The following is a 15,108-nucleotide window of genomic DNA, read 5'->3' on the forward strand; positions in this document are numbered from 1 at the left end:
TTATTATTTTATCCTAAAATTTGTTTTAATCCTATAAAAGATAAAAATTAAATCTATTTTTTTTGATTTTGCTTTAAAAATTTCTTATCTATATAACCCATTTCTATTAGTTTATTAAATATTTTAACAGTTATTGGTCCACCTGCTCTACCGCCACTTTGACCATGTTCTACTAAGACAATTACTGCATATTTTGGCTCTTCGTAAGGTCCAAATGTTGTCATCCAAGCGTGAGATCTTTGATAGTATTCCATATCGGCTTCTTTCATACGAACTTTTTCGCTTTGTGCAATACCAACAACTTGAGCTGTTCCTGTTTTTGTTCCAAGAGTTATATTGCTTTGAGATAAAACTCTAAGAGCAGTTCCACCTTCGCTATTTGCAACATCTTTCATAGCTTTTTTAACATACGATAAATTTTGTATTTTTTGAGGATCTATAAATAAATCAGTAACTTCAAATTTGACTTTTTGTTCATCTATAGAATCTAAAAAATGAGGCGTTATATTTTTATTTGTTGCAAGTGCTCCTATAAATTTAGCCATTTGCATAGGAGTTACAAGAAAACTACCCTGTCCAATAGATGTAATAAGCGTATCGCCTTGATACCAGCTCTCCCCTGTTTTTTGCTTTTTCCAACTTCTACTAGGCACAGTTCCAACAAATTCGTTTGGCAAATCAACATTAGTTTTGTAACCAAAACCAAATTTTTCATATATAGGCACCATTTCATCTATACCAACTTTAAAGCTTCCTTTGTAAAAATAATCATCGCAACTATATTTTATCGCATCATTTAAATTCACAAATCCATGTCCAGAACTCTTCCAGCATCTAAATTTACGCCCACCTAACTCAAAACTTCCGCTACAAAAAAATCCATCATCTTTTGTCATTTTTCCACTATCTAAAAATGCCATTGCGCTAGCCATTTTTATAGTTGATGCTGGTGGATAAAGACCATTTACCAACTTATTTGTAAAGGGATGATCTGGGCTATTTACTATATTATTCCACTGCTCATAACTAATTCCAGTTACAAAAGGATTTAGATTGTATTCTGGAAAACTTACTGCCGATAAAATAGCTCCGTCATTTAAATCCATAACAATTATAGCACCAGCTCTATGTTCAAAATTTTCATATATATATTTTTGCAAATCAAGATCTATAGTAAGCTTTATATCTTGACTCCTTGGTTTTGTATATGAAATTTCCTCAACTTCTTTATTTAGTGCGGTAACTTTTGTCTTTCTTTCTCCGTTTATTCCTTGTAATACCGAGTTATAATACCTCTCTACACCATTTCTACCTGTGTAGTTTGTAAGTTTTGTCATAGGATCGTTATTGTAATCATCCAAATTTGCTCTACCAACATATCCTATAACATGTGAAGCTATGTTATCATTGGGATAATGTCGCTTTGAAGCTGGTTTTATAAGTAAATTATGTCTTAGAACTAATTTAGCAAAGTGTGGAAGCATTACATCATAATCTATAAAATCCACAACTTCTATAAAATCTTGATTATAAGGAGAATCATTTTTTTTATAATCTTTTTTTATCTTCGTAGCATTTAAATCACCAAATAAAGAAACTATAGCATTTATCTCATCATCTAAAATCTCTTCTTTATTGCTTATATGTGGTTTTACGGATATAGAAAAGCCAAGCCTATTTACAGCAAGAGGCTTACCTTTTATATCATAAATATTGCCCCTAACTGGTGCTATTAGTTCAGTTTTTACTGCATTTTGCTCTGCTATTTCTTCATAATATTTATTTGATTTTATGGATAAATAGTAAATTCTCGTAAGCAAAATAATCCAAAAAATAGCAATTATCCCAAAAATAAGGCGCATTCTCATAATATTTTCTCACGAAATAAAAATATAGACATAAAAGATTCTATACCAATAAAAATAAAATACTCTTTGCTAAAGTTTAAAAAATCTTGGCTATTTTGTATATATGCAAAAAGTTCATTTATTAAAAGTATGCAGATATATGATCCAGCCGTTATTATAACTAAAATCAATGATCTATATTTCATATTTATTAGCAACCAGTCTAATAAAAAATTATAAAAAATCAAAAATGCTATCAACATAGAAAAAAGGTAAAATCCATGAATTTGTTCTACAAAAAACAGATATAATATGCAAACATACCAATCTTTACCAAGATTACCAAGAGTTTTCTCTTTTTTTAAAAGCATAACTATCATATAACAAAAAACAACACCTACAAGCGGCGGTAATGGCATAATCGTAGTAAAAACTTGATATAAAAAAAGTGCTAAAACACTTATTATATATTTTATATTTGATAAATAAGTGCTATTTCGTCGCATATAGGAAAATGCTTACATTTTATACAATCAGCCCAAATTTTTTGCATAGGAATTTCTGATTTATCTATAATTTTAAAACCTAAATTTATAAAAAACTTATCTCTATAAGTAAGTGTCATAACATTTTTTACACCATAAAATTCTGCTTCTGCTAAAAGTTGTTTTACAATTTCACTACCAACGCCTCTGTTTCTATAATCTTTAGATACTACCAAACTTCTAACTTCTGCTAAAAAATCACTATGAATATGTAAAGCACCGTATCCAGCCAAAGTATCATCTTCAAAACATAAAGTGTATGAGCGGATATTTGTTGCTACTTCATCTTTATTTCTTGGAAGTATAATGCCTTTTTCAACTTCGCTTTTAACAAGATCTTGCATACTAGAAATATCTTTCAAAAGAGCTTTTTTATACGAAATCATAAATTTAAGCTCCTATCTACGATGATTTGCCTAGCTTCATCTATACCAATGCCTTTTAGAGTAGACACTAAATGTGCGTTTTTATCATATTTTAAAATAGCACTTTTTTCACTTTGATTTAATTTATCACATTTGGTATAAAATGTTATAAATTCCTGATCAACTCTTTTAAATTCATTTATATAATTTTTTAAATTTATATCAGATTCCAAACCAACATGCCTTGAGTCTACAAGATGTACAAAAAGTCTTATTTGGGTTCTAAAATTTAAAAATTTATCTAAGTTTTTTTTCCAAATTTCTTGCTCTTTTTTAGAAACTTTTGCGTAACCAAATCCAGGTAAATCTACAAAAATAAGACTAAATTTATCTTGTAAATCCATAAATGTAATATCAAAAAAATTTATAAGCCTGGTTTTACCTGGAGTTGATGAACTTTTTGCTAAAGATTTGTTGCAAGCAATAGCGTTTATAAAACTACTTTTACCAACATTTGAACGCCCCAAAAATACAATTTCACTTGTAGAAAATTCAGGAGAGCTTTCTAAATTTACACATGAAGTTATAAATTTAGCATCAACTACTTTTATCACTTTTTATCCTCAACTTGAAAAATCATTCTAACAGGCTTTTTATCTTTACTTTTTACTTCATAAGTTCCATTTATTTGATTTACTTCTATGATATTACCATAAATCTTTTTATCTGTTTCTTCTTCATGTAAATAAGCTTTTCCATCCATGATATAAAGCTGTTTTTGAGGGATATAGGTTAGTTCATCAGCATTTCCATCGTAGTGTTTTTCATTTACTAAAACTTTAAATTTAGCATTGCCTTTGGCAAAGTATTTGATGGGTTCTTTTTTTTCATTAAATGTTATTCTAACGCTATCTGCCCAAAGAGTATCGTAATCGCCTTTTTTTACAACAACATTTCCTTTTAAATCGCTATAAAAATTCTTCTCATCTGCAAAAAAATTATCAGCAGTTACCTCAACTTGTTCTGCAAATAATATCGAAGAAAACAAAATAGTAAAAAAAGCGATTTTTATTTTAAATTTATCCATGAATGCACACCCTTTGCATAAATTTGCTTATTTTTGGTATCGTATTTTACACTTTTGCCAATAATTTTATCCTTATTTTGCGTAGCAACAAAATCGACATCGCTTTTTACAATTCCACTTTTGATATCATAAATAATCTCTTGCGATGAAAAATTTAAATTATTGCTATTTTCATAAAAAGCATTTTTTTTGAAAATAACCTCGTCTTTTTTGTAAATCCCTTCATCTGAACGAAGATTATGCACAGTATCGTCCCTTAGAATTTTTCCTTTAAAATCATAAAAATAATCATCGTCATTTATTCTAAGAGCTTTTGTTGCTTCATAAAGTCCATTTATACCGCTGGAATTTATCTCGTAGTTTTTAATTCCATTCATTTGCATACTAGCAATGCCTACTTCAATTTTAGAAATTTGCTTTAAATATGGACTTTGAAAAGCAATAAGAGCCATTGAAACACTAAAGAGAGCTATGACAAAATAAAATATTTTTATTACCACACTTTAGCCCAATCTTCAAAAATGCCATTTTCTTTCATTAGTATTTCTATCATCTCCCTTATGGCACCATTGCCACCATTGCGAGTTAAAGTAGTTTGAACAATAAGTTCATTTGTAGCGTCACTTGGCTTAAAACTTCTTTTAACCTTACTTAACAAAGCTTGATCATTATAATCATCGCCTATAGCAGCAGCATTTTCAAAACTTAAATTTTCTTTTTGTAAAATTTCTTCAGCTGTTTTGAGTTTATCTTTCACACCTTGAAAAACATAAGATATCTTAAGATCTCTTGCTCTTTCTTCAACTCTAAGTGAGTTTCTTTTTGTTATTATTGCTACTTTTTTGCCAAGCTTTAACCAACCTTCTATACCAAAACCATCTTTTACATCAAATTCTTTTATCTCTCCGTTTGGAGAATATATTATTTTTCCATCCGTTAAACAACCATCAACATCCAAAAAAATAATCTCTATCATAAAACACCTTTTGTGCTTGGAATTTCAACCCTGTCATTTTTACTTAAAGCTCTTCTTAATGCGACAGCAACAGCCTTAAAACTAGCTTCTATAATATGATGAGAATTATTTCCTCTTAGTTTTGTTAGATGCAAATTTATACAAGAATTTAAACTAAATGCTCTAAAAAACTCTTCAACAAGTTCTATATCAAAATCTCCTACTTTGCCACTATCAATACTCTCATACACTAGGTAAAATCTATTACAAAGATCTATAGCTACACTAACTGCAGCTTCATCCATAGTTACTACACTATCGCCAAATCTCTCAATTCCATTAATTGGGTATATGCTATCTTTTAAACACTCTCCTAATAAAATACCAACATCTTCAACAGTATGATGAAAATCAACATTCAAATCACCATTAGCTTTAATTTTAAGGTCAAATAAAGAGTGTTTTGCAAAGGAACCAAGCATGTGATCAAAAAAACCTATACCTGTATCTATATCATGTTTGCCTGTTCCATAAATTTCAAGTTCTATACTTATATCTGTTTCTTTAGTTTTTCTTGTTTTTTGTATCATGTTTACCTATTCCCTAACAATAAATGCACCATCTATTTTTCCTGAGCGTGCATAATCTCTTGCTTCATCTTCACTTCTAAATCCAGTTAAAAAAACTCTATGGATTGGTTTATTATCTAATCTATATGTTTTTACAACCGTTTTATATCCATCAGAACCATGATAATTCTTCTGATATACTTTTGCTCCATCTATATTTCTAAAAGCACCAATTTGAACCATAAAATTTCCGCCCTCAAAACTAACAGGTGCAGACTTAGATGCAGTATTTACAGCTCCGTTAAATCCTATAACTTCAACTTTTACAGGGGCTGTGCCTGTTGCTATCATATTTATCTTACTTGCAGCACTTTTAGAAAGATCTATAATTCTGTTTTGCACAAAAGGTCCTCTATCATTTATCCTAACGACTACCTCTTTAGAATTACTTAAATTTGTAACTCTTACAACAGTATTCATTGGCAAAGTTTTATGTGCTGCAGTCATTGCATACATATTATAAATTTCGCCATTAGATGTTTTTTTGCCATGAAAATCAGGTCCATACCAGCTAGCAATACCGCTTGCTATATCCCCAACATTTACAATAGTCGGATAATATGTTTTTCCGTTAACCTTATATGGTCTCATGGTAGCTCTATGCATATTTGGGGAATTAATTATTGTTCCGCCATCATTTCTAGATGGTGAAATTATTGGTGCGCCTAAAGAACACCCACTAAAAACTAGACATATAACTATGCTTATAAGCGAGTATTTATGGTATAACAATTTTTTCTCCAATGCGTAAATTTGAACTAGCTATATTATTTACACTTTTTAAATTTTTTACGCTAACTGAAAATTTTTGAGCTATGCCAGAAAGCGTATCACCTTTTTGTATAATATAATGCCTTTTAGAAATTTCTTTTTCATTTTTAACTGCCAAAGCAGGCACCATCAACTCTTGATTTATAGATAATTTATCTGTTTTTAAAGAATTAATGTCTTTTATTGTCCTAGAATCTGTATTAAATCTACTTGCTATACCGCTAAGAGTATCACCATTTTTTACTATATATATATTTTTTTTCACTTGTTTTTTAGGATCAAAGTTATTAGCAAAAAGACCTTGTTTATTTGAAGGTATATAAACATAATAATTTTTTGTATTTGGCGGAGTAATATCGTTTTTTAAATGAGGGTTGTAAATTTTCATTTTATTTAAACTAAGTCCGATACTATCACTTATCTCCGATAATAGTGTTCCACCAGGAACTATAACCTTAGTAACATTTATTTTATTTGGTCTATTTAATAAAGCTGAATTATTTGAAATTATAAAGTCATTATCCTCGGCTATATAAGCAGCTGAGAGAATTTTTCTTATAAACATTCTAGTTTCTAGTGGAACATATTTTTTTTGAGGATCTATTAATGTTGCTAAATCATCAGTTCCTGCTAATTTTATAGCCCTACCTAGTCTTCCCTCGCCACAATTATAAGCCATAGCTGCTAAATACCATTTACCAAATTTACCTTTTAAATCTTTTAGATATGAAATTGCAGCTTTCGTAGCAGCTATAGGATCTTTTCTTTCATCTACATATTGGTCTATTTTTAAACCATAAAGTCTTGCAGTTTCTTTCATAAATTGCCACATTCCAACAGCACTTACATTTGATTTTGCATGATTTGAAAGGCCTGATTCTACCATTGCAAGATATAAAAATGAGTGAGGAATATCTGCTTCATCTATAATTTTTTTAAGCATTGGTATATAACTATATCCATCTTGAATAATATCTATAAATTCTTTTTTATCACTTGTAGTAATATTTTCTTTTATTGATAAAAATATCGGATCACTTGCATATCTTGTCTGGATATCTAATTCTTTAAGAACTTTGATTTGATTTATATAACTACTTTTAGCATAGCCAAAAAGCTGAGTTGTAAAAATAAAACATAATAGTACAGCCATTATGCGTCTCATGATTCTCCTTACACTACACTATTTAACTCTTTAAATAGTTTTTTTGAATTTTTAGTCGTAATTTCTTCTATCTCATTTACATCCATATTTAAAATTTCAGCCATTTTACTAGCTACATATTTAGTATAAACTGGCTCATTTCTAGTCCCTCTATGAGGCTCTGGTGTCAAATAAGGGGCATCTGTTTCTATTAATAAATTTTCAAGTGGAATATCGCGTAAAATTTTAACCAAATTTTTAGCATTTTTAAATGTTAAAACGCCACCTATACCAAAATAGGCTCCATATTTTGCTAAAGATAACAATAGCAAAGAAGCATTAAAACAATGCAAAACCACCTTTTTAAAATCAACTTTGTATTTTAGCAAAATTTGGTAAATATCTTCATTAGCTTCTCTTGCATGTATAATCAAAGGTTTGTTTAAATCCATTGCAAGTTCTATTTGATAGCCAAAATATCGCTTTTGTAATGACTTTATATTTTCTTTTTCTTGCTCATCTTTTGGCAATCTAAAATAATCCAAACCGCATTCACCAACAGCTATACATTTACTATCTTTTAAAAATTCCTTTAAAATTTCAATATCAAAATTATCTATATGATAAGGATGAATTCCTGCTGCAAAAAATACATTTTCATATCTATGGGCAATATCTCTTGCTTTTGGCAAATCTTGCAAATTAGCCCCTGGTATTATCACGCTTTTTACACCACTATTAAAGGCTTTTTGAATAACAGCATCTAAATCTTTATCAAAAGATTCATCATCTAAATGACAATGCGTGTCTATTATCATAACATTTCTACCCTATTTCTTCCACCCTCTTTGGCTCTATATAAAGCCTCATCTGCTTTATCTATAAGTTCATCTATATCAAGATTTCCATCATTCATACAAAAACCAATTGAAATCGTAAATCTTATCTCATGATCTTTGATTTTTACCAACTCGTTAGCTACAGCTGCACGAATTTTAACGAGCATTTTTGCCGCATCTTCTTTAGTTATATTTCTTAAAACAACACAAAACTCTTCTCCGCCAAATCTAGACACAAGATCACTTTCTTTTGTATTGTTTAGTAGAACTTTTGCCAAAGTCTTGATAACAACATCTCCAACATCATGTCCATATGTATCATTTACTTTTTTAAAATGATCTATGTCAATCATAGACACTGCAAAATCTTGAAGAGGAAAATCATGAGTATATTTTTCCATATCATCATAAAAATACCTTCTGTTGCATAATCCTGTTAAAAAATCTTTATTTGCAAGATCAAAAATCTTATTGATATTTTCCATAGTATCAAGGTTGTTGTTTATCCTACAAATAAGCTCATCTTTGCTAAAAGGTTTTGTGATAAAGTCATTTGCACCAAGTTTAAGAAAATCTGATGCAACCGAACTTTCGCTTGTTAATGCCAGAATTATTAATGAGTTTTTATCATGTTTTTCTCTAAGATTTTTGATAAGCTCCTTACCATTCATTACAGGCATATTATAATCAGTTAAAACCAATTTTATATCTGGATTTGTTTCAAAATAGCCCATAGCTTCTTCGCCATGAGCTGCTGCAAAAACTTTAAAAAGCTGTGATGATAGAATATTTTTTATCATGTTTCTAGTAGGCATTGAATCATCTACAACCATGACTTTATATTTTCTATTTCTATAAAGCCTATTTACTGTCTCAAAAATATAATCAACATTATATTTATCTCCCTTGTAGACATAATCTACTATATTTTTTTCTATAAATATCTTTTTAGTTTCTTCATCTGTGCTTCCTGTTAAAACTATAACTAAGATACCTTTTGATATGGCATAATCAACTATTTCGCCATACGGAGCATCTGGTAAATTTAAATCAAGCAGTGCTAGAAAATAATTTTTATTCTCATCCATTAAATCCTTAGCCTCAGCAAAATCATATGCAACATCAACATCCAATTCAACGCTATTTTGCATTTTTCTAGCTATGAGCTTAGCTAATGTTTTATTGTCATCTACTATTAGTATTTTTTCACTATTCATAAAAAACTCTTTTTTTAATATAATATCGTGCTATTTTAACATTTTTTTTTATTATTAAGCTTAAATAAGTATTAACCAAATTTAAGTAAGAATATGTGATTTATTTTAATGCATGGATTTTATCAAATGGTGACTCCTACGAGATTCGAACTCGTATTGCAGGCGTGAGAGGCCAGCGTCCTAACCATTAGACGAAGGAGCCAAACATATTGAAGTATATTATGCCGTAGAGTATTGTCCTAATTTAGCTATCTTAATTAAAATTAGTAAGCAAAAATCCCTATGTTTAAGAAAAAGTAAAATGCCATTATACACTTTTATTTTGTATTTTGTCAATATAAAATTATAATATATTCTTAAATCTTTTCAACCATCATTTTATAAACTAATTATCTTTTAATTTTCAAATTTGCTTTGTTATTCTTTAAATTTACAAAAATTATCCATTAAATTTAGACTATTTTAAGTTTAAAATAAAAAAATTTAAAACCACAAGTCAAACAGTACAAAAAAATATCCCATTGATAAGCCAATGATATCACCAATAGAATGTGCTATAAAAAATACAAATAAATTTTTAGTTTTCATAAATTTATAAATCACAAAAAAAGCAGTCCCCAAAACAATACCAATTCCTAGAGCAGTTAAAATCCCTTGATAAGTGTGAAAACTAAACCTTATAATTAGGCTATATAAAAATGCAAATTTAATATACTCTTTTTTTACACTTAAGCAAATTCCTAAGAAAAAAATCTCTTCAAAAAATCCATTAATTAAAGCAAAAAGAATAATAGAAATATCAAATTTAACTAAATTTTCTATATCAGAATCTGTATAAAAAAGCTCAAAAAAAATATCTACAATAAAAAAATAAATGTCCATCAAAACCGCAACAAATAAAAAAATTAAAACCCCTTGCAAAACTGCTTTTAGGCTAAATTTAATATTGCCAAATAAAACACTAAAATCAAATTTTCTAAATTTCAAATATAAAAACAGTAAAAATAGATAAAAAACTTCAACTAAAATGGCTATATAGTTGTGATATGAAGAAAATATCAAATTCTCTTCTAAGCTAACATCCCCGCTACTTAAGGCAAAATACTGCGTAGTTGAATTATAAATAGCAACCGAAAACATAATCAAAGTTATGGTTAAAATATCAAACCAACAAAGTGTGGTGATTTTAGAATTTTTGTTTTTATAGTAAGTTTGCATAAAAATCCTTAAAAAATTTGCTGGCAATTTTACCAAAATTTTAATAAATGTTTATCTTAAAAGTTTTTTATTTAGAAGTATAAAACAAAGCAGAAATTTTATTTATTTTTATTAATTTATAGGTTTTTGTTTTTTTACTTTTAACTGATCTTCTTTACTTAAATCACTTAAAAGCGTTATAGTAATTGAGTTATTATCAGTTGTATCAACACCATCAATTTTTTCAGGCACTAAGTTATACATTGCTCCTGTTAGAGGATCGACTATTAACCAACCAATAATACTACCAAATACAAGATTTCCACCAATATACCAACCATTAGCTTTTGATTCGATAGTAAACTCTTTTATTTTATATCCATCTTTGCTAACTTTAACTAAATAATTTGCTTTAGAAAAATAGCCATTTGATTTACTAAGACTTATTGTAAAAGGGGTTTTTTCTTCAACAACTACTACATTTTTCTTAATATCTGTTATAGTAACATCAGCGTTGCTAGGTTTTGAGTTTAATGAAAAAACCTCTGGATTTCCGCCTTTTATAATACTAGCACAACCGCTAAAAATAAAAAGTATAAAAAAGGCATTAATTAATAATATAATTCTTTTCATAAATTTCCTTAAAGTCAATTTTAATTTCTGCTTTGTTTTGAGAAGTTATTATACCATAATTCGCAATAATTTTTTAATTTTTTATAAAAATTTTAATTTAATTCAAATTTTTATAAATTATTCCTTATACGCACTTCATAACTTACAATAAAATAAACTACTTTTACAATCTAAATTCTCTTTATATAAACTTGCTTTAAATTGTTTATTCTACTTTTTGTTTGTATGTTTTTTATTTAAGTTAATTATGTCCCGTGTAGGGTTCGAACCTACGGCCACATCATTAAGAGTGATATGCTCTACCAGCTGAGCTAACGAGACAAGAAGTGGCGCAGCGGACGAGGCTCGAACTCGCGACCTCCGCCGTGACAGGGCGGCATTCTAACCAGCTGAACTACCGCTGCACCAAGTAATGACATGGTGGTCGCTATAAGACTCGAACTTATGACATCCACCTTGTAAGGGTGGCGCTCTACCAACTGAGCTAAGCGACCATCAAGTTATAGAAATTATAAGAAAGTTGCAATTATATAAAAATAATTTTTAAAAGTCAAGAAAATAATAAAACCATAAATATTTATAATTTTTGTTATTTATTTTTATATATTTTTATGTTAAAATCTTTATAAAAAAGGACTAATTTTGAAAAAAAACATAAGTGTAGCACACTCTCCAGATGCTGATGATATTTTTATGTATATGGCGATCAAATTTGGCTGGGTTACTAGCAAAACGCTTAACTTTAAAAATACAGCTCTTGATATAGAAACATTAAATGTTGAATCTATCAAAGGAACATATGATGTGACAGCCATTAGTTTTGGTTTGTATCCAAAAATAGCTGATGATTATGCAATGTTAAGATGTGCTGTAAGTTTTGGAGATGGATATGGACCAAAACTTATAAAGAAAAAAGGCGTTAGCTTAAAGAAAAACTTCAAGGTTGCATTAAGCGGAGAAAACACAAGCAATGCACTTATTTTTCGCATAGCATACCCGCAAGCAAAAATTATTTATAAGAATTTTTTAGATATAGAAAATGCAGTTTTAAATGGCGAAGTTGATGCTGGAGTTTTGATACATGAAAGTATTTTAGAATTTGATAGCTCACTTTGTGTTGAAAGAGAACTTTGGGATATTTGGAATGAATTAAGTGGTGGAAATTTGCCTTTTCCTTTAGGCTGTATGGCATTAAGGCGAAGTATGCCACTAGTTGATGCTATAGAGTGCGAAAAAACACTTACAAAAGCTGTAAAAGTGGCCCACGATAATGCAAAAACATTATCATCTATGTTAATGGAAAGAAATATGATAAGAGTTGATGAGATAAAACTCGAAAAATATCTTGGTCTTTATGCAAATGCCGAGTCTATTAGTATGAATGAACTTCAACTAAAAGCAGCAAATAAGCTTTTTGAACTTGGTTTTAGGGCTAATTTTTTCCATAAGCTAATAGATATAAATGATTATTTAATACCAACAGATTATGAAAATATTAGGAACTCGTAAATATGGAATCAACACTCATAAAACTTGGCATAGAAACATTTAAAATAGCTTTATATCTATCACTTCCTATGCTTTTAGCCGGTCTTATAGCTGGTCTTGCCATAAGTATTTTTCAAGCAACCACGCAAATAAACGAAATGACGCTAAGTTTTGTACCAAAAATAATTTTAGTTGTTATTGTTATCGTATTTACAATGCCTTGGATGATGAATATGATGATAGACTTTACGACAAATATGTTTAACTTCATACCTAAGTTTATATTTTGAAAAAAATAATTGACTTTTCTAAATTTAGCTCTGTGCGTATAGGCTCTATTTGCGAAGTTGAGATAGTAGATGAAAAATCTAAATTTAGTGGCATTATGATAGGCGGTGCAAATAATATTTTAGTATCGCCAAATCCACCAAAACTCGGAATTTTAGATAATAAATTTGATTTTATTAAATTTGAAAACGGTATTTTAAGGATTGGAGCAAAAACCAAAAGTGCTAAAATTTACAATTTTACAAAAAAACATAACATTAAAGGTTTTGAGTTTTTAGCTGGAATCCCTGGAACTCTTGGCGGACTTCTTATAATGAATGCAGGACTTTGTGGATATAATATATCCGATAATCTAATAAATTTAAAAACAAATTTAGGTGTTTTTTACAAAGACGATATAAAATTTGAATATAGAAAAAGCGATATCAAAGGTATCATTTTTGAAGCAAATTTTAATGCAATTAATGGCTTTGATAACGAAATTTGCACAAATATAGCATTAAAAAGGTCAAATCAACCAAAGGGATATAGTTTTGGAAGTTGTTTTAAAAACCCTCCAAATGATAGTGCGGGAAGACTAATAGAACTTGCTGGATTGAAAGGCTACAGATACGGAAATTGCGGCTTTAGCGAAAAACACGCAAATTTTTTAATCAACTATGGTGGTGGATCTTATGAAGAAGCAATACACCTTATCAATCTCGCAAAAAAGCTAACTTACGAAAAATTTGGTGTTTTACTTCAAACAGAAGTTGTTGTTGTTTAGCTAAAAAATATCTGTTTTACAACTATAATAACAACGCAAACTGGTGCAACATATCTTAAAAAGTTATACCAAATTTTAAACCAAAATCCACTCATATTTTTTTTATATAAATTATAAATTTTATTTTTATCCATTACATATCCAACAAAAATTGCAGTTAAAAACGCACCCAAAGGTAGCATTAAATTTGAACTAATAAAATCTAAAATATCAAAGAAACTTTTATCAAAAAATGTAAATTTAGCACCAAAAGAAGAGTGCATAGATAAAATACACAAAGTACTTAAAAATATAATCAAAACACCGCAAAAACTCAAAGCTTTAAGGCGAGAAATTTTATATTCGTTTATTAGATAGAATACAAAAGGCTCTATCATAGAAACTGCACTTGTGATTCCTGCAAAATACAATGACACGAAAAAAGTTACCGCTAAGATATTTCCAATTATACCAATTTTCGCAAAAAGTGTCATCAGGCTAACAAAAACAAGTCCCGTACCTTGAGTAGATGGATCTGCGTTAAATTCAAAAACAAATGTAAAAACTATAAGTCCCATCATTAACCCTATTAAAATATTTATAAAAACTATACTAATGGAACTTTTTACCAAATTTGTATCATCTTCTAATGAAGCTGCGTAAGTTGTAATACATCCAATGCCAACACAAAGTGTAAAAAATGCAAGTCCAAGAGCTGTTAAAACGGAATCAAAAGTTATTTTAGAAAAATCTGGTTTAAAAAGAAAAACAAAAGCTTTGCTAAAACCTTCCATACTAAATGAGTAAACAAGCAATGCTAAAAGCAGTATAAAAAGAGTTGGCATTATATAAATATTTAGCTTTTCTATCCCACTTTTTATACCTTTTGAAACTACTGCTAAAGTGCTAAAAAAAGCTAAAAAATAAAAAAATAAATTTCCACTCAAATCGTTTGTTATAAAATTGCCAAAAAGTTTGCTAGATGTCTCTATATCTTGGGGTAGGGCACTAAAAGATATAAAAATGTATCTTATGACCCATCCCATTATCACAAGATAAAATGACAAAACAAAAATTCCACCAAGCATTGTAAAACCAGAGTATTTCCAATTTTTTAAATGCGACGGAGCTAAATTTTTATACGAATTTACTGGATCTTTTCCGCTAAGTCTTCCCATAGCCATTTCTGCTAAAAATATACTAAAACCTATACTTAAAGTAAGCACAAGATATAATAATACAAAGGCAAAACCACCATTTTGTCCAACCAAAGTTGGAAATTTCCAAGCATTTCCAAGACCTACAGCACCACCCGCAACTGATAGTATAAAACCTAAACGAGTAAATTTATCATTCAT

The 15,108-nt window shown here is 29.0% G+C and carries 18 protein-coding genes and 4 tRNA genes; 3 read left to right on the forward strand and 19 right to left on the reverse strand.

Features of this window, described 5'->3' with window-relative positions; translation table 11 throughout:
* Positions 1-53 precede the first annotated feature (53 nt).
* From mrdA to CSPB_RS07375, 18 genes are all read right to left on the reverse strand, one after another.
* Entirely contained in the window at positions 54-1,868 is a 1,815-nt protein-coding gene (gene mrdA / locus CSPB_RS07295) for a penicillin-binding protein 2 (RefSeq protein ID WP_089193734.1), read from the reverse strand.
* Entirely contained in the window at positions 1,865-2,353 is a 489-nt protein-coding gene (locus CSPB_RS07300; RefSeq protein ID WP_033916348.1) for a hypothetical protein, read from the reverse strand. The genes mrdA and CSPB_RS07300 overlap by 4 nt, the downstream gene beginning before the upstream one ends.
* Entirely contained in the window at positions 2,320-2,778 is a 459-nt protein-coding gene (locus CSPB_RS07305; RefSeq protein WP_089193735.1) for an N-acetyltransferase, read from the reverse strand. Before CSPB_RS07305 ends, CSPB_RS07300 begins: the two co-directional genes overlap by 34 nt.
* Positions 2,775-3,371 carry a ribosome biogenesis GTP-binding protein YihA/YsxC gene (yihA, locus tag CSPB_RS07310; RefSeq protein ID WP_033916350.1) on the reverse strand — a complete coding sequence of 199 codons (597 nt, stop codon included), beginning with the start codon at positions 3,369-3,371 and terminating at the stop codon, positions 2,775-2,777. Before yihA ends, CSPB_RS07305 begins: the two co-directional genes overlap by 4 nt.
* The gene (locus CSPB_RS07315; RefSeq protein WP_033916351.1) at positions 3,368-3,844 is read right to left on the reverse strand and encodes an LptA/OstA family protein; all 477 of its coding nucleotides are present in this window, start codon (positions 3,842-3,844) and stop codon (positions 3,368-3,370) included. Before CSPB_RS07315 ends, yihA begins: the two co-directional genes overlap by 4 nt.
* Positions 3,826-4,344, reverse strand: a complete 519-nt coding sequence (gene lptC, locus CSPB_RS07320; protein WP_089193736.1) for an LPS export ABC transporter periplasmic protein LptC — start codon at positions 4,342-4,344, stop codon at positions 3,826-3,828. Before lptC ends, CSPB_RS07315 begins: the two co-directional genes overlap by 19 nt.
* On the reverse strand, positions 4,338-4,820 hold the full coding sequence (locus tag CSPB_RS07325; protein WP_089193737.1) for a KdsC family phosphatase: 483 nt from the start codon (positions 4,818-4,820) through the stop codon (positions 4,338-4,340). Before CSPB_RS07325 ends, lptC begins: the two co-directional genes overlap by 7 nt.
* A complete protein-coding gene (gene hisB / locus CSPB_RS08695; protein WP_033916354.1) occupies positions 4,817-5,389 on the reverse strand; it encodes an imidazoleglycerol-phosphate dehydratase HisB in 573 nt (190 codons plus the stop codon). The genes CSPB_RS07325 and hisB overlap by 4 nt, the downstream gene beginning before the upstream one ends.
* A 6-nt stretch (positions 5,390-5,395) precedes the next feature.
* On the reverse strand, positions 5,396-6,082 hold the full coding sequence (locus tag CSPB_RS08700) for a septal ring lytic transglycosylase RlpA family protein (RefSeq protein WP_404813366.1): 687 nt from the start codon (positions 6,080-6,082) through the stop codon (positions 5,396-5,398).
* A 64-nt stretch (positions 6,083-6,146) separates the two neighbouring features.
* Positions 6,147-7,364 (reverse strand): lytic transglycosylase domain-containing protein, encoded by a 1,218-nt coding sequence (locus CSPB_RS07335; protein ID WP_089193738.1) that lies wholly within the window; start codon positions 7,362-7,364, stop codon positions 6,147-6,149.
* An 8-nt stretch (positions 7,365-7,372) separates the two neighbouring features.
* A complete protein-coding gene (locus CSPB_RS07340; protein ID WP_089193739.1) occupies positions 7,373-8,161 on the reverse strand; it encodes a TatD family hydrolase in 789 nt (262 codons plus the stop codon).
* Positions 8,158-9,399: a GGDEF domain-containing response regulator gene (locus CSPB_RS07345; protein ID WP_089193740.1), complete on the reverse strand. Its 1,242-nt coding sequence runs from the start codon at positions 9,397-9,399 to the stop codon at positions 8,158-8,160. The genes CSPB_RS07340 and CSPB_RS07345 overlap by 4 nt, the downstream gene beginning before the upstream one ends.
* A gap of 127 nt (positions 9,400-9,526) precedes the next feature.
* A tRNA-Glu gene (locus CSPB_RS07350) sits at positions 9,527-9,601 on the reverse strand.
* 281 nt (positions 9,602-9,882) lie between these two features.
* On the reverse strand, positions 9,883-10,617 hold the full coding sequence (locus CSPB_RS07355) for a CPBP family glutamic-type intramembrane protease (protein ID WP_089193741.1): 735 nt from the start codon (positions 10,615-10,617) through the stop codon (positions 9,883-9,885).
* 111 nt (positions 10,618-10,728) lie between these two features.
* Positions 10,729-11,229 (reverse strand): hypothetical protein, encoded by a 501-nt coding sequence (locus CSPB_RS07360; RefSeq protein WP_033916359.1) that lies wholly within the window; start codon positions 11,227-11,229, stop codon positions 10,729-10,731.
* 248 nt (positions 11,230-11,477) lie between these two features.
* Positions 11,478-11,550 (reverse strand) — tRNA-Lys (locus CSPB_RS07365).
* A gap of 6 nt (positions 11,551-11,556) precedes the next feature.
* A tRNA-Asp gene (locus CSPB_RS07370) sits at positions 11,557-11,633 on the reverse strand.
* A 14-nt stretch (positions 11,634-11,647) separates the two neighbouring features.
* Positions 11,648-11,723, reverse strand: a tRNA-Val gene (locus CSPB_RS07375).
* Positions 11,724-11,871: 148 nt separating this feature from the next.
* Here CSPB_RS07375 and CSPB_RS07380 point away from each other — a divergent pair.
* The 3 genes from CSPB_RS07380 to CSPB_RS07390 are packed head-to-tail and all read left to right on the forward strand — an operon-like array spanning position 11,872 to position 13,771.
* Positions 11,872-12,738 (forward strand): menaquinone biosynthesis family protein, encoded by an 867-nt coding sequence (locus CSPB_RS07380; protein WP_089193742.1) that lies wholly within the window; start codon positions 11,872-11,874, stop codon positions 12,736-12,738.
* Between the two features lie 2 nt (positions 12,739-12,740).
* Positions 12,741-13,007, forward strand: coding sequence for a flagellar biosynthesis protein FliQ (gene fliQ, locus CSPB_RS07385; RefSeq protein ID WP_033916361.1), 267 nt, complete (start codon positions 12,741-12,743; stop codon positions 13,005-13,007).
* Positions 13,004-13,771 carry a UDP-N-acetylmuramate dehydrogenase gene (locus CSPB_RS07390; protein WP_227484161.1) on the forward strand — a complete coding sequence of 256 codons (768 nt, stop codon included), beginning with the start codon at positions 13,004-13,006 and terminating at the stop codon, positions 13,769-13,771. The genes fliQ and CSPB_RS07390 overlap by 4 nt, the downstream gene beginning before the upstream one ends.
* Here the strand turns inward: CSPB_RS07390 and CSPB_RS07395 are convergent.
* Positions 13,768-15,108: a sodium-dependent transporter gene (locus CSPB_RS07395; protein ID WP_089193744.1), complete on the reverse strand. Its 1,341-nt coding sequence runs from the start codon at positions 15,106-15,108 to the stop codon at positions 13,768-13,770. The genes CSPB_RS07390 and CSPB_RS07395 overlap by 4 nt on opposite strands.

This window comes from Campylobacter sputorum, assembly GCF_002220775.1.
Taxonomy (GTDB): domain Bacteria; phylum Campylobacterota; class Campylobacteria; order Campylobacterales; family Campylobacteraceae; genus Campylobacter_F; species Campylobacter_F bovis.

Excerpts from the sequence above, each read along its gene's own strand:
- mrdA (WP_089193734.1), bottom strand. The coding sequence starts at position 1,868 with ATGAGAATGCGCCTTATTTTTGGGATAATTGCTATTTTTTGGATTATT.
- CSPB_RS07300 (WP_033916348.1), bottom strand. The coding sequence starts at position 2,353 with ATGCGACGAAATAGCACTTATTTATCAAATATAAAATATATAATAAGT.
- CSPB_RS07305 (WP_089193735.1), bottom strand. The coding sequence starts at position 2,778 with ATGATTTCGTATAAAAAAGCTCTTTTGAAAGATATTTCTAGTATGCAA.
- CSPB_RS07315 (WP_033916351.1), bottom strand. The coding sequence starts at position 3,844 with ATGGATAAATTTAAAATAAAAATCGCTTTTTTTACTATTTTGTTTTCT.
- CSPB_RS07325 (WP_089193737.1), bottom strand. The coding sequence starts at position 4,820 with ATGATAGAGATTATTTTTTTGGATGTTGATGGTTGTTTAACGGATGGA.
- hisB (WP_033916354.1), bottom strand. The coding sequence starts at position 5,389 with ATGATACAAAAAACAAGAAAAACTAAAGAAACAGATATAAGTATAGAA.
- CSPB_RS07335 (WP_089193738.1), bottom strand. The coding sequence starts at position 7,364 with ATGAGACGCATAATGGCTGTACTATTATGTTTTATTTTTACAACTCAG.
- CSPB_RS07340 (WP_089193739.1), bottom strand. The coding sequence starts at position 8,161 with ATGATAATAGACACGCATTGTCATTTAGATGATGAATCTTTTGATAAA.
- CSPB_RS07345 (WP_089193740.1), bottom strand. The coding sequence starts at position 9,399 with ATGAATAGTGAAAAAATACTAATAGTAGATGACAATAAAACATTAGCT.
- CSPB_RS07355 (WP_089193741.1), bottom strand. The coding sequence starts at position 10,617 with ATGCAAACTTACTATAAAAACAAAAATTCTAAAATCACCACACTTTGT.
- CSPB_RS07360 (WP_033916359.1), bottom strand. The coding sequence starts at position 11,229 with ATGAAAAGAATTATATTATTAATTAATGCCTTTTTTATACTTTTTATT.
- fliQ (WP_033916361.1), top strand. The coding sequence starts at position 12,741 with ATGGAATCAACACTCATAAAACTTGGCATAGAAACATTTAAAATAGCT.
- CSPB_RS07395 (WP_089193744.1), bottom strand. The coding sequence starts at position 15,108 with ATGAATGATAAATTTACTCGTTTAGGTTTTATACTATCAGTTGCGGGT.